We start from the raw sequence: 22,177 nt of genomic DNA on the forward strand, positions 1-22,177 counted from the left end.
ATCGTCGACGCCTGGCACCTCCGCGACGAACGCTTCGAACCGCAGTCCTGGCGCGTCTGGATCCACCGGCACGCCACGCCGCCGAGCGCGCCTGGGCGTGGATGTAGCGGCGTACCACGATCTACAGGTCCACAGGTGTTCAGGCCCGGCCGACGTCGGCTGGGGTGAAGCGTCCGGTGAGGTCCGTGGCCTCGGTGAGCAGGTCGGTGTAGTCGGTATCGGTCAGCCAGCGCTTGTGCATCAGTTTGGCGGTGGCGGCGAGGAGTCCGCGGTAGCCCGTGGGCAACGCGAAGTCGTGGGTCGAGGAGAGATCGGGGGCGCACTGAGGATGTGCGAGCACCCACGTCGCTCCGACCAACCCGTCGACGTCCTCGTCGTCGTCCCACTGTGGATCTTGAGTGCCGTCCACAGGGGAAGGATGTCGAGGCAGAGCCAGGCGTCGGACGCCAGCAGGGGAAGCCCGCACGGTCCGCATCGCAGTACAGGGAATTCGGCGCCGGCTACGGTATGGGCGTCGGAGGCGCGTGTCGCGTGGGGCAGCAGTTGCTGGACGGACTCCACGCTGGCCGTCAGCGGGTCCAGGTCGAGTACCTCGCGGAGCAGCGTCCAGGTCATGGCCGCGCAGCCTGTGCCGAAGTAGGTGAAGCACTTCATGTGCCGTTCCGGCAGCGCAATGTAGTCCTCCGCTTGGCGGATGAACCAGGACAGCGCGCTGGTGGTGCCGTTGGGGTCGGCGGCCCGATTCGGCGGTTCGGTCGCCATGCGCACGGCGCGCCATGCCAGGCAGATCGCCTCGCCGAGGCGGCGTTGACCGAGCAGTCGGCGCAGAACATGCCGAATCTGGGTCGACTCCTGATCCCGGAGATCCGGTAGACCCTGGACATGCAGTTGCTGTCGCAGGTACCGGACCGTCTCCTCGACGAGCAGTTCGCGCGCCAGTTCGACCAGTTCGTCGCTGCGGTAGCGGTCGAGGCTGTCCGGGTCGAGCCGCCGCGTCAGGTGCCTGTCCACGGCTTCGACGGCGTCGATCTCGTCACGGCCCCACGGGGTGTAGTGGCGCGCCAAGGCGGGTCGATAGGTGTCGTCCAGAACCGGATCCGTGTCCGGATCTGCTGGCATTGTCCAGTCGAAGGCGCTCAACGGTGAGTCCGGGTGGATGGCCAGCAGTCCCGATCGGACCGCGGAGGCCAGATAGTTCGGACCCGAGTCGCCCGGATGAAGCGGGGAGATCCGACGGCGTTCGATGCGCACTGGCAGTCCGTCCGGTGTCTGCCATCGGATTGTCGTCAACGTGGTGATCTCGTCGCTGACGTTGGCCTTCGGAATGGGTTCGTCCGGACGAAACACCACTGAAAGAGTGGACCGGACGATCGCGCGGAGAGATTCGTCGACCGATGTCGTCGGCGTCGCGCCCGAGGTGTCCGAACCCGTGGCGGTACGTGAGAGACGATCGGTTGCGGTCTTCAGGGCCTTGGTCACTCGGTGCCCGAGGGTCGGCGTGCAGGCCATGCACCGTTCGGGCGGTTCGTTCAAGACGAGTCGCTCGAACGCCGCCCGCGCGGTGAGAGGCAACTCCCCGTCGCATCGCTTGCAGCGTCGCCCGACGGCGACCGCCTCTCCGCCGGCGAGGGCCAGCAGGTGCGCGGACCCGAGGCCGTGTGCGTCGATGTCGCGGACGTCACACCCACCGGGAGCACAGGCCCACGCAATTCGCCCCTCAACAGGTGACAGGACACCGCCGACGAGATCGACCTGATCAACGACCCCGACGAGTAGGGTGCGCGATCGCACAACACGGCGATCGACCCGATGAATGGACAGGACGCGGACCCATGGCGAGCACGGACAACGACCAGGACTCATTGCTGTCGGAGATCACGCTCGTCGCGGGCCGGGTCCGCCATCCCGACCTGTGGATAGGGGCGTTCGTCGCCCCGGCCTGGTACGGCGACGCGGAGATCGACGACTCGGCCGACGAGAAGGACGTCGAGGCCGCGCTACCCGCCGACGAACGCGAGCGGGCACGCCGGCGCCGCGGCACCCTGCTGGTCGCGGCCAACCGGATCATCGACGACTGCATCAGCGACCTGACCCATCTCGGCTTCGACGACACCGGCCTGCCCGACGCCGACGACGCCGAAGACTCGGTCGTCTACCGCTTCTTCCCACCTCGCCACCGCGACGCCTACGACGAGGACTTCTTCCGCCAGGTCCTGGTGACCGCCGTCAAAGTCGCCCACGACCTGGCCGACCCCCACGGCCGCCCTGCGGCCTGCACGGCCGAGGAGGTTATCCGCGACACCGTGCTGGACCTGGCCCGGGACCTGTGCCTCGAGGCAGACCTCGGTGCGATGCCACCAGGTGTGGACGACCTGCTGTTGGAGGACACCGACTTCGAGGTCCTGTTCCGCAGCGACATGGACGGCATCGAGGACGACCCGGGTCTCCAGGCGGGCATGAACCTCACGGTCGGCGGCGTGCAGGACTGGTTCGTCCCCTTCCGTCCCGGCCTTCACCCGCATCCCTACGTCGAGGCGGTCTCCACCGCGCCCCTCGTCCACGATCTCCGCCGCCGCCTGCCCTGCACCGAATTCCAGGACGTCGCCGGCCCGTCCTACACCGGATTCGACCTGCCGGATCCCGTGGTTCGCACAGAACCGGAGAGCGAGATCGTCGCCCTCGCGCGGGAATCCGCAGACCGCGACGATCCCGCGCTCTGGGTCCCCGACGACCACGACCACGAGAAGTCCTTCGCCGCCCTGCAAGCCGCCGCCGCCCGTGCGGACGCGGGTAGCGGCTGGTTGACGTGGGAGCCGTACGAAGGTGCCGACACGGTACGCACCGATCCGGTCATCATGCTCGTACCACACCGCCACTTCCCGGTCGGACCGGACGAACCGTGGGTCGACACCGCGATCGCACCGCACGGACGCCTACTCGCCGTCCCCTTGCGTGTAATCGTCTCCTACCGTCCCGACTCCGATGTCAGGCGTCAGTGGACCCGCTCGCTCGACACCCTTCCGCAGCCGCAGATTTAGATCACGATGCGTACTAGGACACAGGAGCCGTTGTGCTGGTCGGGCGGCCGTAGGCTCATATCATCGCCTGAGCGATGGTGATGATCTTTCTCGCCAGCATGCTGAAGACTGGATCCTGTGCGAGGTGGTGTTGGTTTGCGTCTGACCCAACCTTGGTCAACCCTTCACCGATGTCGTCGACCCTGTTGTCGTAGACCGCGGCAGCCAGTGCGAAGAGATCAAATTTCGCCCGGTACTCGCCCCCGGCGATTGCGCTGGTGTGCACGAAACAAGGCTGGCTCAGGAGATGTCGCAGCAGCGCCCGTGGCTCTGGCGATGCGGGGTGGTCGAGCGTGGCGGCGACTAGTTTCAGAGCGATGTTGTGCAGTGCCTGCTGCGCCGACTCCCTTGAAAGCGGCGGGTTGCCGAGTTCGGCCGCGAGGTTGTCGATCTCGGTGCGGCATTCCTGCCACTTCTGCTGTCCTATCAGCGCTTCGACGAGGAGTCGGCGCAGTTCGGTGTTGATGCTGTTGCCATGGCGGGAATGCGTGAGAAGCGCACGTGTTATCCGCTCGGCGCTGCCGTCCTCTCCTTCGCTGATCATGCGGTTTGCCCGCTCGATGGCGTCCGTGTTCTCGGTGAGGGTGGTGCTGGGCAGGCGCTGCTGCAGTTCGCGAAGGACCGCGATCAGAGCGTTCGACTTGTCCGTCGCGGGTACCCGATCGTGGAGGAGGCTCAGGATGCTGAGCGCGGAAACACAAAACTTCGCCGCCGCCTGGTGTGCCTTGTGGTCGAGTGCCAGTGTCTGTGCGTAGGTCAGTACGCGTGCCAGTTCCACCACGGCGGGGTGCGGGTCGAGTTTGACGGCCTGGTCGGAGTGGACGAGTGCGCGGGCCAGGTGCAGACGAGCCTGGTGTTCCAGGAACACGTCTACGCCGTCCGCATCGTCGAGAATCATGTCGATCTCTGAACGCAACAGGTCGATCGCTTCCTCATCGCGTCCCGCGGCGACGTAGATGCCGGCCAGATTCCCGGCCAGCACCGCGATGCGGCGGCCGGCGACGCCGAGGCGCCGCAGATGGGCGACGAGTGCGGCGGCGTGCGGAGCCAGTTGGTGTGCCTTGGTGACCTCCTGGTTGTGGGTGGCGGCGGACAACCAGTGGTTGACGTGGAAGGCCAACCGTCGGAGTTCGTCCTTCCACTCTCCCTGAGCGGAACCCTCCTCGAGACGGGTGCGCACCACCTCCTGCAGCACTGCGTTGACGGCGATGGTGTGGTCAGCGGTGGGGAGGAGGTCGGAGGTTCGCCATGCCAACCGTTCGTCGTGACGGGCGAACGATATTCGGCTCAGTGCCCGGACCGCCTCCTGCGGCCGCGGGTCCTGGATCACCGCTGGCCCGTCGGACTCGGAGAGGTTGTCGAACTGGGGGAGGTTGTCGGCGTTTAAGGCCAGCGTCGCCGCCAGGAGTTGGATGGGCACCTGCTGGCCGCTGAGGTAGCTTGCGCGCATCAGCATCTCGGTCGCCAGCCCGGCGATTTCCTTCGGGTTGGACCGGTGCAGAAGCTCCAGACCGAGATCGATGGCGGCGACAAGGGTGCGTGGGTAGCCCGGGGGAACCGAGAGGTCGTCGTCGAGCGACCGCCCTTTCAACGCCTGCAGGTAGTAGTCGACGTCGGCGAGCGTGTAGCCGCAACTACGCAAGTAGCCCGTCGCGAGCTCGAGGGCCAGTGGCCAGCGCTCTAGTTCGGCTGCCAGGCGCCGCGCCTGATCACCGGACTCGGCGGGAGGCTCGTCGAGCCGGCGATGAATGAGCTCTACGGCCTCGTCACTCGTCAGGGCGGTCACCGGGATCGAGGTTCCCAGGCGGGCCGTGCTGTCGATGGTCGTGATGAGCACGTCAGCGTCGGCCAGACGTGGCGACCACCGCTGCGCCAGGTCCGGTGTTGCGTCGTCGAACACGAGGAGGAACCTGCCCGCCCGCGTACTCAACGCTTCGTGCACCGCTGACCGCAACCGTTCGCTGGTGCCGTCCCGTTCGACACCGAGGCGGACGGCCAACGCCTGGAAGCCGTCCTCGATGCTGTCGGGACTCGTCGCGTCGATCCAGTAGATCGCCTCGTAGGCGTCGGCGTAGGCCGCGACGTAGGCGGCGGCGAGGCTCGACTTCCCAATCCCGGACAGCCCCGTCAGACCGCAGTGCCGCACCGAGCGCCCGGTGGGACGGTAGGGCTGCAACGCGCTGACGATCTGCTCGACCAGCCCGGTACGGGGCAGGTCCGGCACCGGCGCCATCAGCCCGAGAACGCTACCCCAGTCACGGCCACCGATGACCTCGACGATGTCCCGTTCGTCCTGGACCACGGCATGGACCACCTCAGCCTTCGTCCACACCGCGTGCTCCGCGAAGGCAGCCCTGCGGTGCACCTCGGCCAGTAGGTGCGCCAACAGCAGACCCGAGGACCGCGGCCCGACACCGCGGCCGCGCTTCCGGCGGACGTCCCACACCTTGGTTTTCACACTGTCCGCGACATCCGTGCGGTCACGGGGGTCCACCAGCAAGCGGCAGCGTCCCAGCCGCTCGATCTGATCGTCGGTGAGCTCGGTGACGTCGGCCGACGACCGGGCCTCAGCCAGAGTTCGTGCCAACTCTGCCCGCCGTTCGCCAACCGAGAGATCGGGCCGCGCCAGGAGATCCGCCACCTTGCCCGCGCCGGAAGCCAACCGCACGTTGGTCAGCAACTCGTAGCGCTCCGCGTCGCACCGGGTGACCAACTCGACCATGATCCGGTAGACCGCCCCGGTGCCAAGGGACGCGGTCGAACCACCGGTCTTGACCTGTGCGGCGAGCAGCACCTCGTCGTCAGTGCCGACCAGGTCGAAGTCGACGACGTCAAGCCGGTCCGACTCGCCGGCGCCGCCCTCGACCCGACAGGCCTCGAAACGATCGTCCTCGACCGCCGCGAGCACGGCTTCGACCGTACGAAGATACTGGTAAAGGAAGCCCCACGCGGCGACTCGACCCCCGTCCACGGCCTCGACGTTACGGCGTCACGGCCACCGGGTCAGTCGACCGGACGGTCGGTGTGCGCGACAATCAGCCGATCGGCCGGTCATGAAGACCTTCTGACAAAGCCGCGGGCACCCGCGTTGCGTCGAACTGCCAAGCACGCCGGGCCGCGGAACACCCGATGAACGCGCGGACGCGGGTAACCGTGATCGGCGGCGGCCGGAACTGCGAGCACAGCGTGTCTCTCGCCTCCACGGCGTCGGGACGAGCGACGCAAGACCTCGCAGGTGACGAAGATGTTCGCCGCCGACGGCTGACCTACCCGGAACTGCCAGGCCGACTTATCCGAGCGATCCTCATTTCCCAGGCCGACCATCCGCGCGCTCTGACCCCAGAGGATCCGCATAAGGTCGTCGCGCTGTGCCAGAGCGTTAGCGTCGAATTGTGACTGGCAATCATAACAGATTGCACCACTTGACCGGCGGTCGGGTCGTCAGGCAACTCACCTGACGACCCGACCGCACCACCTAGCGCCGGCCGCCGACCTTGCGCTCCGCGACGGCGGACTTCCTGACCTGCTTACTCTTCTGGGCGCAGCTCGCATTGCCGCTTGCGCCGCTCACGGCGTTCCCGGCGATCCTCTCGACGCCGCTCGCGTCGCTCCTGGCGAGCCAGACGACGCTTCTCCGCGTTGGCCCATCGCTCCTTCCACCAGGCGAGCTTGTCCTGCGAGTTCTACGGAAACAGCACTCCCAGCAACTTGGCCAGCGCTGCGATCAGTCCAGCGAGAAGCCCTGGAAACAGGCAGATCAGAATCAACTCCGCCGGTCCGTCGACGGGGGTGAGATTCAAGCCGCGCACGGCCAGTCCTTCCGATCATCTCGGAGAACAGGGCTAGCCATGCCTTTGCTGCGCCCCTCGTCCGGCGGCACACGGCCCAACCCCGCCCGTCAACAAAGGTTGACAAGGGCAGGCAGGCTCACGCCAACTGGATGCAGGAAGCGTCGACCGACTCAGCATGAGGAAGGGCGACCAGCGCGGGCCGGAATAGGTCGCTCACGACGGCGCACACACCGGTCAATACAAGGCTGAGGCAGCGCACCAAGATAGCGCGCTGCCGTCGTTGACGCATCAGCACAGTCTGATGCTATCGGATCTTAGTCCGGAGAATGACCTGCTCCTGGAACAGCCGCGCGCCCAGGGCGCGGGCCAGCAGCGGATAGTCGTGCTGCCACGGTTCGCCTTGGCGGCGAAGGTAGGGGTGTACCGAGCCGCCCCGGATCGGGCCGGGCCGGATGAGCGCGACCTGCACCGCGATGTCCCCAGAACGTCCTGGACTTGAGCCGGAGCAGAGTGCCCATCTGCGCCCGGCTCCACCTGAAACACTCCGGCGGTTTCCGCCGCGCACAGCATGTCATAGACGGCCGGGTCGGCGAGGTCGAGCCAGGCCCCTCGGGCTTGGCGACGAGGTCCCGGGCGTAGCGGATCGCCGAGAGCATCCCCCAGGCCGAGCAGGTCGAACTTGACCAACCCGACGGTGGCGCAAGCGTCCTTGTCCCACTACAAGCTGTTCGACCGGGCATCCGCGCCCGGTCGACCGGCACGACTTTGGCACAGTCACCGACCTGGGCGACAACGACTTCGACCTCGACGCACCCGAGCCGCCAGCGCAGTACGGACCCGTAACCGACGTCGTGGCCCGCGAGCGAGCCAACGCCGCCGCCCGCACGGCGACCGACCTGTGGATCCCTGACGACAATGCCCCGGAAGCGCCCTTCGGTCGTCGCCCTCTGGCGACACCCGTCACCCTTTCGCTCGGACAGCTGCGAGGTCCCGGATAGTTCTCGACCAGTCCGCCCCGCACTCGCCGCCGAGGTCGACCACGGCTTGGTGCAGCCGCTGCCACAACCCCGCATCGGTCCACTGAGTGAACCGCCGATATACCATCGGGGCGGGCAGGTTGAACGCCGGTGGCAGGTTCTGCCATCGGCAGCCGCTGGTCAATATGAACACGATCGCGGTGAACACCGCTTGGTCGGACACCGGTTCCGGTGCGCCATCCTGCGGATCGGGAGGGATCAGTGGGACCAACGGCTGCACCACCAATGTCCACATGTCGTCGGACACCAGGTGCTGTGACAACTGATCAACGACGTAGGTGTTGACGTAGTCAACGTCCGCGCGACAAACGCGTGTGACGGGGTGATCGGCTCCCAGGTAGAGGGTGCACTCGTCGAGAAGCGCCGCGAACTCGGCGCGTTGCGCCTCGGCATCGGCAAGCGTTCCGCGAACTTCCCGGAACCATCGGAGACGGGCGAGGTCGATGCGAACCGTCAACACATCCGCATGGTGATCGCCGTGGCGTCGGCGACGTGCACTCAAGGTGTCCGTGAAGCGTCGTTCCGCATTACGACGCACATCCATGACGTGGAAGTACCCGTCGAACGTGCGGGTCATCCGAGTCGTCAGCAACTCCCAGCCACCTGGCAGGGTCGGATCCTGCGCGATGTGTTCCACCACGAGTTCGTGATGTGGGGCCAACGCCGCGAGGAGCGACAGGTCGTTCGGGTTGGAGGGGTCGGGGTCCAGTCGAGCCGCCACCCGGTTGAGGAGATCCGTGTAGAGGACGGGGAGCGTGCGTGACGCGACCGGTTGGTCGGGGTGATGTTTGTTGACTTCGCGGATCACGGGGTGCAGCGACAGACATCGGGTGATGGCTCCGAACACGCCGGAGTGTCGGAAGACGACCTCGTCCACGAGGCCGAAGGCGTTCAGTCTCGACAGGGTGCGGGCGAATTGCTCTGGGGTGACGTCCGAGAACGCGGAGTACCTTGCGAGGACTCCCTCGTCGAGGAGCGCGGACGGGAGCGGGGCGTGCGTCAGATGGGACAGCAGACGCAGCAGGGGACCGGCGTGGGGCATGCCGAGATCGGACAACAGATCCAGCGTCAGCTCCCACGTGCAGGACAACAACTGCCGTTGGTCCAGTTCTCCGCCGACGGTATGGAGTGCGTCGATTCGGGGGAACTGGTGCTCGAAGACCTTGCGGTAGTCGGCGAAGGTGGTCGGAATGTTGATCTGCGGCATCGGGGGCAGCTTCGCCGACTCGCGGAGGTACCGGCCGGCCAGATGCAGGACGAGCGGCAGGCCTCCCAATGTGTCGGAAAGTCGCAGCGCCTGATCACGGCTGCCGGCTCCGGGTGCGTGGTCGAGCAGTACATCCGCCCCGTGGTGCACGGACAGCGGACGGACGTGGTGCAGCCTGGATCCGGGCCAGGCGGCGTCTGCACCGTTGCGCGTGGTGACGACCACGCTTCCTCGTCCCTGATACAGCGCGTGCAGCCACGGCGCCAGGATCCTGGTGTCGTCGGCGTTGTCGACGACGAGCAGCCACGGCGACGGCGAGGTGGCCAGTGCGTTCTTGAGCACTATGATCGGCGACCGTCTTTCGGCCCAGGCGTCGATCTCGTCGGGAGGTGCTCCGGCATCGGCTGCGACTTCGCGCAAGGCGGCGGACAAGTGTCGGTCGGTGGACGCGTCGACCCACCACACCCGCATGTCGACCCGATCTCGAATGAGGCGCTGCGCCAAGGTGAGTGCGATCGTCGTTTTCCCGCTGCCGCCGCAGCCGTGGACGACGTTCCTCGTACCGTCCTGGCGTGCCACGATGTCGATCAGTAGATCGACGATCTCATCGCGTCCGCGAGGATTCGTGGCCAAGCGCTCGACGGGTGCCGTGATCGACACCATGTTCATGTGCCCGGCCGTGCCTGGGACGTTCACAACTTCGTTGACGTAGGACCGGTGGCCGCTGTGGGCGTCGCCGGACCCGGACACCTCAACACGCCGAAGCGCACCGAACTGCCGCACCTCCACCACCGCGTCGCGGCCGGCCTGGACCACCACCCCCTCTGAGGACACCCAGGCTGTCTGGTCCACCGACGCCCCCGACATCGAGGCACGCTCACCGGCGACGTCGCCACCGTCGTCCCGTCCGCTGATTCGACCGCCTTTCACCACGCGCCGCATCATCCACCAACCACCTCGTGGTGGTGGATTGGCGGTACGCCTCGCACAAGTTTCGCGCCTCTCGGCTCCCAGGATCCGACCGTTCGCTTGGGCGCCAACCTCGGGATCTGGCTCTCACAACCCCGATCTTCGCGTAGGTGACGGCTTGGCTTGAGACCGGGAGTGCATCCTGTTCGGCTGGCCTCCCGGCCAGCCCGTCCACCATGGTCGGCAGCCGGCATCGAAGGAGCAGGCCCGTGATCACCCGCGCGCTCGAAGACTTGCGGACGTTCGACGAACGCACGCAGCACTTCACGCCCTTCGGGCTGGGGATCACCCACATGCCCCCGAGGGGGCCTTGGCCCACCAGCACGCGGTGCCGGCCGGCACCGATCTGCTGGACGAGATCGCAGTAGGGATACCGGGATGTCCCCGTCGCGCAGCCGTCGCAGGCGGTCGACGAAGAACATCCCGGAGGAGTAATCGCGCCAGTCACCGTCGAACAGGTCCCCGGCGAGCAGCACCGCGGTGATCTGTTCCCGCAGCGCCAGGTCGATCAGCCTGTCGAAGGCGTGGCGGGCGGCGCGGCGGATCTCCGCGTCGGGCGCGCCCTCGTAGGCCGACAGCCCGGTCAAGGGACTGTCGAGATGAAGATCCGCCGCGTGAAGCAACTTGATCGACGGTGTCATGCGCACTCTCCGCCCTGCCATTCGGCTGTTAGTCCTGCGTGCGCAAGGACTAACAGTCGAGTCCGACAGAAACCGCTCCTGGGACGTCGCTGCGCCGAGAAGCCACTCGATCGTGTGAAAAGGGGCCAGCCGCGACGCGCTCTGCGTCGGCTACAGCAGCGGTTGCAGTGCGGCGCGAGCGGAGGCTTCCTGCTCGACGGCGTATCCCCGTGCCAGGCAGCTGCGGGCGAAGTCGCCCACGGCGTCCGCGCGCCGTGCGATCGCGGCGATGCGGTCGCGGGTGGGGTTGCTGAACGGTTCTCCCCGGTCGTGGCCACCGGCGCCGATGTCCACGATCACGCGATGTGTGCCTGGTAGGAGGTGCTGGTCGATCCGGGCCGCAATGCGGATTCCGCCGAGGTCGGCGTCGGGGCAGATCAGGACGTTGTCCACGCCGGAGGCGGCTTGGTTGATCAGCTCGAGGAGGGGGTCGGGTGGCTGGCCGTGGCACCAGATCACCGCGGTGTCGGGGTGGGTGTCGCAGATCGCCTCGGCGGCCTGCCGGTTTTCGATGATGAGCAGCGCCTGGGTGCCGGGGGCCACGTCGAGGGTGATGGCGCGGTGGGCGGGCAGTCGGATGTCGTGCGGACCCGGCCAGCCTGTCCAGTCCAGGGTGCGCCCGTCGTGGTGTGCGCGGATCGGGCCGCCGAGGCCGATGTAGGGGTTGCGGTTGACGCCGAGCAGGACGAGTGCTTCGGGTTCGAATCCGGCGTCGGTGAGAAGTCGGGGCAGGTCCTCGCGGGCTTTGGTGCTGTTGGCGTGGTGTTGCACAAAGGCGCGTGGCCCGTCGTGGCTGCGGTCGGCGACGAGGTCTTCGGCGGCGCGGACGATCCACACGAGGCGGGGGTCTGTCGCGGGCGCGGTCAGCGCCGCGGCGACACCGGGCCACTCGCCGGCCAGCACGTCACGGAGTTTCTCGGCACGGTCGCGCAGTTCCCGTCGGGCGGCGTGTCGTGCTTGTTTCCCGGTGGCGTGCTGGTCGGCGAGGTCGGGGTGGGGTGTCCAGCCTCGGGGTGGTTGGAGGATCTTGCCCGCGCGGTAGTCGTGTTCGAGTGCGACGCACCCGGTGCGGGCCAGGGTGAGCGCGACCTGCTCGGCGCGGTCGTGGAGTTTGTTGACGATGGTGTTCCATCGGCGGGGGGCGCTCGTGGCCCAGGCCCACTCGACGTCGCTGAGCAGTCCGCTCGGCCGCTGTGGCGTGGTGGGTGGGTGTGCTCGTAGGTGTACTCGCCGTACCTTCGGTCGGCCGGCGCGGTCGTGGTCGAAGGTGCCGTCTGCACGGGATGGCTGTGCGTGGGCGAGAAGTTGATCCGGCACGCCGGGGTGACCGGGCAGAGGAAACTCTCCTGTCGTACGGGAAGGCTCGGTCACGCCACGTCCTCGCCGGGGTCGTCCTCGTCGGTGTTGTCGTCGGCCGTGTCGGCCGTGGGACGGTAGGAGGCGAGCCATTCCCGCAGCAGTTCGACGCGTGCGTGGTTGGTCTCGTCGCCGACGATGACGGGGGCTTCGTTGTAGGCCATGCTGTCGGAGCGTCGGCGCAGCTTGATGTAGAGGCCCGATGCTTCGATGGCGTAGCGCTCCATGTCGTCCTGCAGCGCGCCGATGACGGTGATGTTGCGGTCCTTGCCGATCTGTTCGAACAGGGCGACCGCTTCACGGCGATGCTGTTTGCCGAGGTTGCGGCCGAGTTCGTCGAGGACCAGCAGCAACGGCCTGCTGCCTCCCCCGGCGAGCGCTGCGGCGCAGACCAGTTTGACGGCTTTTTCGTCCATTTGCGCGGTGTTGCTGCGCAGGTTGTAGCCGGACATGCGTTGTCCTTCGGCGCGCCGCCATTTGGGGGTGACGGTCCACGTCCACGGCTTGTCGGGTTCCGAGGGCGGCTCGGGTTCCGGGTAGTCCAGGCCGGCGCCGTAGCCGCCGTACTGTTGGTCGAGTCGGTCGAACTCCTCGCTGACCTTCTTGAGTTTCGCCTTGATCCCCAACGCCAGTGACGCCCGGTGGGCCCGGGAGGTCTGCTCGGCCTCGCCGAGGCCCTGACGGGCCGCCTCGAGGTCGCCGGTGCGTTGCCCGCGTTGCGTGGCGATTTGTTGCTGCTGGTAGAGGTCCTGCCGTTCGGTCTGGGTCAGGTGGGCGCGCAGCGCACGGATGAGCGCGGGCACCAGGGCGATCCGGATGTCCGGGCCGCCGCGTTGCCAGCGTTGTCCGACGAGGAGTTCCCGGATCTCGGCGGGCATCTCGTCGTGTGGTGTGCCCTCGGGGAAACAGCGACGGACGACCTCGTTGACCTGGTAGCAGGCTTCCTCGTTCCACGTCCCGGTGGTGCGGGCCTGCTGCTCGGCGTCCAGGGCGAGCAGGAACCGTTCGGCGGACTGTGGCGAGTCTCCCCACGCCGCCTCCCTGCCGGGTAGATCGAGGGCCAGCCGTTCGTCGGTGAGCTTCGTCTTGTGGCTCACCTTCTGGTCCAGCTCCGTTTCGAGGCGACGCTTGGCACCGTGGAGGTTGTCGATCTTTTCTTTGCGTGCTTTCGCGGTGCCGAGCGCGTCGGTGTAGGCGTCATGTGCGGCGTCCAGCAGTGGCTTCAGCTCGTCGCGTCGTTTCTCGCGTTCCTCGTTCGCCGCCCGCAGGTCGGACATCGTCGACTGGGCCGCGTGCGCTTCCTCGCCGGCGACGGCGGCTTGTGTGCGGATCTCCGCTCGGGACAGAACCTGTCGAGCCGTGGCGACGGCGTTGCCGGCTTCGGCGAGCAGGACGGCCTTGGCGTGGTGTTCGGTTCGCGCGGCGGCGATGCGCGCGGCTCGTCCGGTCAGTGGCTCGCCGAAGTCGCCGAGCACGATCACCCCGGCCGCCACGTCGACGTCGGCGGGGGCGTCGCCGGCGCGCCGGGCGATCGTGGTCAGGAAGGTGGTGAGGTCGAATCGCGCGTCGGCGCTGCCGGGGACGCCCGTGTCGTGGGCGGGCGCCTGTGTCTGCGGCGGGTCGGCGACGACCAGCATTGTCCCCGGCCGTCCGGACAACGTCCGCTGGGCCTGTTGAGCGTGCGTGCGCGCGACGACGATGGCGCCGCGGTACGGCACGAGCCTGGGTTCCCAACCGGCGCGCTGGTCGGGGTCGAGTTGGACGACGTCGAACAACGCCGCAGCGGGTATGCCCCGCTCCCCCAGCGCATGTAGTTCACGGGCGGCGACGTCCTGACCGGATTCGGCGGCGGCCAGCAGGGCGCGCGCCTGTTGTTCGGCTGCGTCCGCGGCGCCCTTGGCCGCGAGTGCCTGCTCCAACGCCGTGTGCGCGGCGGTCTGCTCGATCTGAGCGGTCGCGACGCTGCGCCCGTCGGCGGCGCGGGCCCTGTCCGACAGTTCCCGATGCTTCGTGGCCAGGGTTTCCAGGGTCCGGGCGGCGACCTCACGCTCGGTGTCCCAACGCCGGTCATGCTCGTCGAGTTCCTTCCAGCGCCGTTCGACCTCCTGGAAGTGACGGTTGAATTCCGCGTCGTCCGCCAGCCCCGAAAGATCGTCCTCCACGACATCCAACCGGGAGCGCAGCTCGTGGCAGCCCGCGTCGAGCGCCTCGATCGCGGCCCTGATCGCCTCGGCGCGGTCGACCCCGTCGACGAGGTGTCGGGCGCAGCGGGCCTGCCAGGACTCCTGAGCGGATCCCAGCAGGTGCCGGGCGTCGCCGCGTTTGGCGATGCCGGCCTCGACCACCGCCATCTCGTGTTCCCAGTTGTCGAGATCTCTTTCCGCGTCTCGCACGGTGGTGCGGTGGGTGTGCTCGGCCGACCGGAGGCCTTGTTCCTGTTCCAGTTCGCGGTCCAACCCGGTCAGTGTGGCGATGGCGTCGAAGATCCTTCGCGGGGTCAGGTCGTTGAGGGGTTGGGCGAGCAGGTTGGCCGCCGGACTGGAACGGACCGAGGTCGACAGGAACGACACGCACCGCACGTGACCGCCGTAGAGGACCGAGGACAACCTGTTCGCGTGGAAGTCGGTGCGTCCGTTGCTGTTGGGCAGGGCATCCCACAGCGCGTCGACTCCCGCCGCCCGCTCGGACTCCGTCACACCGTGGGGGACGTGGAGCCCCTCGCGCCACCGCAGGTGCACGTGCGACGCCTTCCGGTTGATCCGCAGCCAGACCGTCACCGTGCCGGCCGACAGCTCGTCGGTCGTGGTGGCACGGGGATCGGCGAACACGCCGATGACGTAACCCCAGTCGACGTTGGACCACCGGCCCTCCTGGGCGGCGAGTTCGGCGGTGAACAGCAGGTCCGCCGCACCGGCCGCGCCACTGGCCAGCCGCCATTGCTCGTCGGCGTGCAACAGACTGATCGCGGCGATCAGCGAGGACTTCCCGGCTCCGTTGGAGTCCTTCGGGCCTTGTCCTGCGACAGTGACCAGGCCCTGGCTGATCATGGGGATGGGATGGGTGGACAACCGGGACACGTTGACCACCTGGACCCCGACCAGGACCCGGTCGCCCACGACATCGAACGGGCCGGAATCGGAGCCCGCAGTGGACCAGGTTCGAACTGTGCTCACTGCTCTCCTCGGGGATGTGCGCGACGTGCCCGTATCGCCGCGGCCAGCGGGCTGTCGGGTGCGGCGGCCAGGATCAACTCCTCCTGCAGCGCCCGGCGGGCCGGCGGTGTCAACCGGTGAAGTTGGGGACCGGGCAGGTACGCGGGCCCGTTGCCGGCCCCTCGGCCGCGTGTGGGCGCGGGCTGCACGAGGCCGCGGGCGCGGAGCCTCTGCAGTGCGGCACGGACGTCACCCTTCTGTATCTGCGCGTAGCGGAGCAGCTCGTCGGCCGGTGTGGGTTGGGCGGAGGTCCACGAGTCACCGCCGAGCACCCCTTGGCTGCGGGGAATCGCGACCGAGTGGATCAACACCAGCACGAGCACCGCCCTGTCGATCACCGGGAGTGCGTTCCAGCCCGAGACGGTCAGTTCGGCGGCGACATCGTCCCGGTACCCCGAGGTCCAATGAGTGCCGCCCACCGCGACCAGTGTGCGTCCGACCCGATGCAGCAGCCGCTGGAGATTGCGGCGTAGCGTCGCGTCCCGCAGCGCCAGAAGCTGCACCTCGGGTACCGGGTGGGAGCTGTTCTCCACGGCGGCGAACGCGGCGAGCAGTTCGTCGCGGTGCTGTTCGCTCACCTCGGCCAGGATCGGCTCGAAGACCGGATGAGCCCGGTTCGTGTCGCTCATCACGACCGGCCGGTGTCACTGCTGGGTGCGCCGGTGGCCGGTGGCAGGAGCCGCCACAGCTCGCGCAGGGCGCTGGAGTCGGCAGACCCCCATGCCGCGACTCGGGGGCCCAGCCGGACCGTCTGGCCGGGCTCGTCCCACAGGACCCAACCGGCCGCGGCCAAGCGCCGGATCGCGGCGATCATCGCCCTGTGGGAGGCGATCTCGTCGCGGTTGGTGATCTTCGTGAACACGGACGCGACCGCGTCCCTGGACGCGGGCGCTCCGGGCCACATGGGCCCGGTCGGCTCCACCCAGCAGCATCGCAGGCAGGCGGCGAGCACCCGGGCGGTGTCGTTGGGTTGTTCGACGGCCAACAGCGGCAGCCCCAACTCTTCCGTCACACCGGGTCCGGCTCCTTCGGGGACCGCGGGGAGCAGCCACACGGCCGTGACGTCGGGTTCGACCAAGCGGAGCATTCCGGCGGGGAACGCGTCGCCGGACGTCACGCGTTGAGGGCCCGCAGCGCGGACCCGCGCCCACCACAGTGCCGTTTCAGTCTCGTTCACCCGTCGTCTCCCCGAGTCCGGTTGCCGCGGCGGAAATGTCCGTGAGATGTCCACGACGGGCTGCTCGCCACGTCGATACGCACTCCGTCCTGCCACACCAGTTCGTAGTCGAGGTCCGGGTGGTGGTGGATCGCGGTGACCTCGGCGAGCACGCGACGCGCGGAGAGCCAGTCGCCGGCGTCGTCGAGCACATCGACGATGCTGACGGGGTCGGTGGCCGCCAGTAGCCGCTCGGCGAGAGCCCGAAGGTCTTCGACGTCGTCGACGGTGCCGGTATCGGTCTCCGGTGGCGGCTCGGTGTCGTCCGAGCGGGGTGGAGGCATGCGGACGGTGCCGACCTGGCGTCCCGCCTCCACCGCCTCGATCAAGTCCTGTGGTGAGAACCACGGTGCGGGTGCGTCGAAGATGAACCGGTCGAGGACCGCGGCCAGCACCTCGGGGCTCGAGCTGCGGGCGAAGGTGCGCCAGGCTTCCACCGGGAGCAACCCCAGAGCGCGGGTTGTGCCGGCCTGCGCGATCAGGCGACCGGCCGCGGCGTCGATCGCGTCGGCGTAGGCGGCGAGCGCGATCCGCAGCGCCGCGCAGTCACGGTCGAGTCCGGGCCATCGATCCAGCACGACGGCGTGGACGTCCTTAGCCTGATCGATCAGCGACTGGTTGCCCCACAACAGCTGGGCGTTGTCGCCGAGGGTCTCGGCAGTGCTGCCCGCCGCCAAGATCGCCAGCTCGCTGCCCAACAACCTGAAGACCTTCGTCAACCTGCGCACCGAAGCCGCACCGTCGGCCGACACGGCATTGGCGCTCTTGACGTTCAACTGCTCCAGCGTCAGGAGTTGGTGCAGTTCCGACTGGCCGCCCTGCTCGGCCATCCGCCGCAGGAACAACAGCATCACGTACGGCGCGAACGCCGCGCGGTGGTAACGCTCATTGGGCCGATCGACGACCTTGCTGATCGCCCCGTAGTCACGCAGAACCTCAAACCGACGCCCCACGACCTGAGCGCTCCAACGGCGACACGCGGCGACCGCCTGTTCTACCGTCAACCCCTCACTACCGGCCTCGGCGAAGGCCTCCAGGATCGCTTCATCCACATCGATCATCGTCGAGTCCACGATCATCGCGCCGGCCTCCCGCGCGAGCACCGCGAACACCTGACGGTACAACCGCAATATCGCGGCCTCACCCGCGGTGTCATCCAAGGTCAGTTCCGACTGATCCCTCATCGCGACAGCCCTCGTTCCGACACCGGTGCGATGCCCTTCACCCCCACCCGAAGGGCGCAGCGCATCCCAAGCTCGACACAAGCCGATCCCGCGTCCGACTGTAGGCAGACACCCCGACAATCCAGGAAACGAACACACGTTCGCACAACAGCGTGCGACCGGGCCGTAACGCTGTTCAGGTGAACCCAGAATTGCGCTACCCCCGATGCGGTGACAACGCGACACCCCGCTCGACCAATCCACGCCGAAACCCGCGCCCGCACAGCGCTGCCGACCACCGAACTGCGCCAAACGGTGGTCTCCGGCCACGCCCATGCCGTCACGCACCCGGCACGGGCCCTGGCCCTGGCCCTGGCCCTGGCCCTGGACGGACAAGCCACCGAAGCGCCGGCTGAGCTGACCTCGATCGAGCCGACCGCGTGCGCGACTACGGCTCGACTGGCTACGTCGCCGACCTGTTCACCGCGCTGGGCGACGTCTACGCCACCCACGGCGATACCAAACGCGGTCCGCCACCACTACTCCGAGGCGATCGGCTACTTCATACGGGCGAGTCCTTCAATGCCCGTGGCTACGGATTGCAAGGGAGTGTGGTGCCATGCAGCCACCGGCGGGCCCCAGTCGGTGGTACCCCGTAACCACGGCATTCCGTAGCGTCACAGAGAGGTGAACTTCTACCCCGCAAGTCCACTAAGGAGTGACGCCATGGCCGAAGAAGTCAAGCAGCAGCAGGGTGAGAAGAAGGTCTGGCGTCGGCCCCAGTGGCGCGCCCGCAATGTGCGGACTCACTGCTGAGCGGCATGGACTCCTCAACGGCTGCCGGTACGCCTTCGTCGCCATCGCTTCTTCGCGTACTCCCAGATGTCGATGAGGGCGCGCTGCGCCGGCATCCCTGCATACGGTTTGAAGACCTGCTGCCACCGGTTATCGCCGGGGCGGTAGAGCAGGAAGTTGCGCACGGCTTGGAATACGAGCGCGTCGAACTCGGCGAGATGACTGCGCAATGGCGGGCCTCAAGACCTTTGGGTGATGTCTACTTCGGACAGATGCGGCGTCACGCCAACTGGGAGACACCCCAGTGCGTGAAGGACGTGCTCGGCTTCTTCGAGTCTGCTGGATTCGTGGACTGGCTCGGGCGGTTGGCGGGTGAACAGCTCAGATTTCTGCGTCCGGTCACCGCCTACCGCCTGGAGCGGGGTGATCGGATATGCCTGCACGACGATATGTCGGACCCAGCCCATGCGGTATCGGTGGCATACAACCTTAGCCGCGATTGGGTTACGGACGATGGTGGCGGCACGATTTTCGGCCGCGTCACAGGTATCACGCCATTGCCGACCCCGATTGATTCACCGATTCCCTTGCAACGCTGGGAGATCACCGACGCGCAACGGTTCGTACCTGCGTTCAACTCCCTGCTCGTGATGCGGTTGGGCGAAGAGTTCGCGCACGGCGTGGGAACGGTGACCGGCAACCGTTCCCGGTTGTCGCTGGTCGGCATCTACGGTCGTTGCTGAGCACTACTGTTGCGCGTCCCGGACAAACAGGCGAGGGGGAACGAATGTCGGAGTACTACGAACTGGCTGAGCACGTTGTGCGGCGACCCACGACCAGTGGGCTGACCATGCTGTTCGATCGACGCAAGGGCGTGATGTACGAGCTGAACGAAACAGCCTCTGCCGTTGTGGATTTGCTCGCCGAGGGCACGGACGGCAACGACGAACTGGTGACCGCCCTGGCGGAGCAGTTCGATGCCGACCCCGAGGAGATCCGCGGGGATGTGCAGGCGATGCTAGCGGACTTCACGAGCGATGGCCTGGTCGCGGTGCGCGAAGCACACAAGGTGGTGTGAGCACGCCGTGACCTCATTGGTGCAGCCAGCTGATTACCAGCTCCCCGAGACGTCGATACCGATCCTGGTACAGCTCGGTCTCACCTATAGGTGCAACCTCGCCTGTAAGCATTGTTATGCGCTCTACCGGCGGGACCGCAACGAGTTCACGCTCGACGAGATCGAGACCCTGGCAGGCGAACTCTATGCCGCAGGCTCGGCTGCGGTTGTGTACTCCCATGGCGAGAACATGATCCGGCGTGATTTCCATGACGCGGCGAACATCTTCGCCGAGCGCGACTTCTACCAGACCCTGATGCTCAACGGCTTCTACGTGCGGTCGGCCGCAGACGCGACTCGACTGGTGCAGGCCGGAATCAACCGCACGATGGTGTCGGTGGACAGCCCCGATCCGGGAGTGCACGACAATGTGCGCGGCAAGGAAGGCGCCTTCGGTCGCGCCATGGACGCCATGGATCGCCTACTGGCGGCAGGCATGGACACGGTCGGGTTCTCCTGCACCATCGACAAGCACAACTACGACGATATCGAACGGATCGTGGCCTTGGCGCTGGATCGCGGCGTGCACGCGGTCAGCTTCATGCAGAACCGCTACAACCTCCGGGACGTCTTCGACCGGTCCTTGTGGGCGCGCTACGAGCAGGTGTGCCAGACGCTGTACGAGTTGATGCTTGAGTATCGCGGGAAGCTGGACATCTACACCCACGACCCGTTCATGCTGACCCTGCTCGACCAGCGCCTGGATGACGATGCGGCCCGCAGGGACTTCATCGGCGCCAACTTGTGCAACGTCGGCACAAGCATGGTGTCCATCGATCCGGTCGGCAACGTCACCGGCTGCAACTTCATCAGTGAGGCGATCGGCAACGTCCGCGAAGAACCTTTCGCGGACATCTGGGACCGGCTGGTCAGCCGCTACTCCGACCGTTCCGAACCACCCCGCGGTGCCTGCACCGGCTGCTCCGAACTGGCATCGTGCATGGGCGGCTGCAAGGCCTACCACTATGTCGACAAGTACGACGAGCGCTGCGGGCAGACCCGGTTCGGTGAGGCGACCGCCCATGGCCTGGCCGTCGCCAGCGTCGACGCGGTCGTCCCGGATCGTGCCCCAGGGGTTTTCCTCGGCATACCCCGCATGGGGACCCGGCTGACTCCCGACGCCGGGGCGCCGCGATGAAGGTGCTGTTCGTCAACCCGCACTATCCCCATGACCCGCGGACACTGCTGCTGCACCCACCGCTGTGCTACGCCTACATGGCCACGCATCTCAAGGCGGCAGGCCACGACGTGCTGCACTGCGACCTGCCGTTTCTGGGCAACGATCCACAGATCCTGGTGAAGTGGCTGGATGACTACCAGCCGGATCTGGTGGGCATCACCTCCGTGGCCCAGTCCTACAGTCAGGCGCTCGAGTTGGCTCGGCTCGTGAAACAGACTCGTCCGCAGACGATGGTCGTCTTCGGTGGCTCGCATGTCACCTTCATCGCCGCCGAATGCCTCGTCCGGCACCCGTCGGTGGACTTCGTGCTGCTGTACGACGCCGAAACGTCGCTCGTGGAGTTGTGCACGGCTCTCACCGACGGCCGCGGAGAGGAGACCGCACTACGACGGGTGTCCGGGTTGTGCTTCCGAGTCGGCGACAGCACCGTGACGACGCCGCCGGCCGGACCCGTCATGGATCTCGACCTGGCCGGTCGACCCGACCGGTCCATCTTCGATCTCGTGCCGTACCGGGCCTACGACTACGAGACCGTGGTCATGACCGCCCGCGGCTGCCCGAGTCGATGCACTTTCTGTTCCACCACGATTGCCGGCCGCCGTGCGCGCTGGAACAGCCCCGGCCACGTCTGCGACGAGCTTGAGGAGATCATCGACCTCGGATTCGAATCGGTCTTCTTCGGCGACGACACGTTCTCCGGCGATCCGAAGCGAGCCATCGCCATCTGTCAAGAGATGACGCGTCGTGGCATCAAGATCCCGTGGACTTCCAACATGCGCGCCCAGGACGCCCGACCCGCCGCACTGGAAGCCATGCATGCGGCGGGTGCCTATCGCGTGTTCATGGGGTTTGAGTCCATCCAGCGCGCGACGCTGCGCCTCGTCCACAAGGGAGCGACGCCGGAGCGGATGATCTCCAAGGCCAGGCTGGTGCAGGAACACGGGTTGGAGCTGCACGCCTCCTTCATCATCGGGGCACCCGGTGATACTCACGCCACGCTGACGGCGACGCTCGACTACATCCGGTTGCTCAACCCGACAGTGGCTACCTTCAATGTGATGGAACCCAGGCCCGGCACCGATGTGTATGCCCACCCTGAGCGTTATGGCATCACGATTCCGGATCCGTACTGGTACGAGGGTAGCGACTGGCTGGATCTGCCGGTTTCCCATACCGATCAGCTGTCACGGACGGAGATTCGGGACTGGGTGGATCGGTGCTACCTCGAGTTCTGCAGTCCTGAATTCCGCTCACCCGCCCAACTGGCGCGGCTTGGTGACATCGAGGAGACGTGGAGGCAGGACGGCCTGGCCGCGCCAGACGTGGCAGGGGCGGCATGCGGGTAGCAGTCATCGGTACCGGCATCGCGGGACGCTC

14 protein-coding genes and 1 pseudogene are annotated in these 22,177 nt (G+C 67.2%); 5 read left to right on the top strand and 10 right to left on the bottom strand.

Annotation, left to right across the window (positions count from 1 at the left end; genetic code table 11):
- Window positions 1–240 precede the first annotated feature (240 nt).
- Window positions 241–1,479, bottom strand: coding sequence for a hypothetical protein (locus tag ALI22I_RS07650; protein ID WP_143532042.1), 1,239 nt, complete (start codon window positions 1,477–1,479; stop codon window positions 241–243).
- 353 nt (window positions 1,480–1,832) lie between these two features.
- Here ALI22I_RS07650 and ALI22I_RS07655 point away from each other — a divergent pair, with 353 nt between their 5' ends.
- Window positions 1,833–3,038, top strand: coding sequence for a hypothetical protein (locus ALI22I_RS07655; protein ID WP_077004790.1), 1,206 nt, complete (start codon window positions 1,833–1,835; stop codon window positions 3,036–3,038).
- 55 nt (window positions 3,039–3,093) lie between these two features.
- Here ALI22I_RS07655 and ALI22I_RS07660 read toward each other — a convergent pair whose 3' ends face one another.
- The 9 genes and pseudogenes from ALI22I_RS07660 to ALI22I_RS07700 all read right to left on the bottom strand — a co-directional run bounded on the left by ALI22I_RS07660 (window position 3,094) and on the right by ALI22I_RS07700 (window position 18,056).
- Window positions 3,094–5,985: an AAA family ATPase gene (locus tag ALI22I_RS07660; protein ID WP_077004791.1), complete on the bottom strand. Its 2,892-nt coding sequence runs from the start codon at window positions 5,983–5,985 to the stop codon at window positions 3,094–3,096.
- A gap of 1,208 nt (window positions 5,986–7,193) precedes the next feature.
- Window positions 7,194–7,638, bottom strand: a pseudogene (locus ALI22I_RS50525) (error-prone DNA polymerase); the annotation flags it as partial.
- A gap of 190 nt (window positions 7,639–7,828) precedes the next feature.
- Entirely contained in the window at window positions 7,829–10,057 is a 2,229-nt protein-coding gene (locus ALI22I_RS07675; RefSeq protein WP_077004793.1) for a transposase, read from the bottom strand.
- Window positions 10,054–10,722: a metallophosphoesterase family protein gene (locus tag ALI22I_RS48870; protein ID WP_143532044.1), complete on the bottom strand. Its 669-nt coding sequence runs from the start codon at window positions 10,720–10,722 to the stop codon at window positions 10,054–10,056. The genes ALI22I_RS07675 and ALI22I_RS48870 overlap by 4 nt, the downstream gene beginning before the upstream one ends.
- Window positions 10,723–10,872: 150 nt before the next feature.
- The gene (locus tag ALI22I_RS07680) at window positions 10,873–12,132 is read right to left on the bottom strand and encodes a hypothetical protein (protein ID WP_143532045.1); all 1,260 of its coding nucleotides are present in this window, start codon (window positions 12,130–12,132) and stop codon (window positions 10,873–10,875) included.
- The gene (locus tag ALI22I_RS07685) at window positions 12,129–15,290 is read right to left on the bottom strand and encodes a chromosome segregation ATPase (protein WP_077004795.1); all 3,162 of its coding nucleotides are present in this window, start codon (window positions 15,288–15,290) and stop codon (window positions 12,129–12,131) included. The genes ALI22I_RS07680 and ALI22I_RS07685 overlap by 4 nt, the downstream gene beginning before the upstream one ends.
- Window positions 15,287–15,958 carry a hypothetical protein gene (locus tag ALI22I_RS07690; protein WP_077004796.1) on the bottom strand — a complete coding sequence of 224 codons (672 nt, stop codon included), beginning with the start codon at window positions 15,956–15,958 and terminating at the stop codon, window positions 15,287–15,289. Before ALI22I_RS07690 ends, ALI22I_RS07685 begins: the two co-directional genes overlap by 4 nt.
- On the bottom strand, window positions 15,958–16,506 hold the full coding sequence (locus tag ALI22I_RS07695) for a hypothetical protein (RefSeq protein WP_077004797.1): 549 nt from the start codon (window positions 16,504–16,506) through the stop codon (window positions 15,958–15,960). The genes ALI22I_RS07690 and ALI22I_RS07695 overlap by 1 nt, the downstream gene beginning before the upstream one ends.
- Window positions 16,503–18,056: a hypothetical protein gene (locus ALI22I_RS07700; RefSeq protein WP_238598179.1), complete on the bottom strand. Its 1,554-nt coding sequence runs from the start codon at window positions 18,054–18,056 to the stop codon at window positions 16,503–16,505. The genes ALI22I_RS07695 and ALI22I_RS07700 overlap by 4 nt, the downstream gene beginning before the upstream one ends.
- Before the next feature lie 434 nt (window positions 18,057–18,490).
- On the opposite strand from ALI22I_RS07700, the gene ALI22I_RS07705 reads away from it, so the two are divergent.
- From ALI22I_RS07705 to ALI22I_RS07720, 4 genes are read left to right on the top strand one after another with little or no spacing between them, the layout of a single operon-like run.
- On the top strand, window positions 18,491–19,246 hold the full coding sequence (locus ALI22I_RS07705; RefSeq protein ID WP_179118140.1) for a hypothetical protein: 756 nt from the start codon (window positions 18,491–18,493) through the stop codon (window positions 19,244–19,246).
- A gap of 44 nt (window positions 19,247–19,290) precedes the next feature.
- Window positions 19,291–19,581 carry an HPr-rel-A system PqqD family peptide chaperone gene (locus tag ALI22I_RS07710; RefSeq protein ID WP_077004800.1) on the top strand — a complete coding sequence of 97 codons (291 nt, stop codon included), beginning with the start codon at window positions 19,291–19,293 and terminating at the stop codon, window positions 19,579–19,581.
- Between the two features lie 7 nt (window positions 19,582–19,588).
- Entirely contained in the window at window positions 19,589–20,758 is a 1,170-nt protein-coding gene (locus ALI22I_RS07715) for a radical SAM/SPASM domain-containing protein (protein ID WP_077004801.1), read from the top strand.
- The gene (locus tag ALI22I_RS07720; protein WP_077004802.1) at window positions 20,755–22,146 is read left to right on the top strand and encodes a B12-binding domain-containing radical SAM protein; all 1,392 of its coding nucleotides are present in this window, start codon (window positions 20,755–20,757) and stop codon (window positions 22,144–22,146) included. The genes ALI22I_RS07715 and ALI22I_RS07720 overlap by 4 nt, the downstream gene beginning before the upstream one ends.
- The last annotated feature ends 31 nt before the right edge of the window (window positions 22,147–22,177 follow it).

Source organism: Saccharothrix sp. ALI-22-I (genome assembly GCF_001984175.1).
Taxonomy (GTDB): Bacteria; Actinomycetota; Actinomycetes; order Mycobacteriales; family Pseudonocardiaceae; genus Actinosynnema.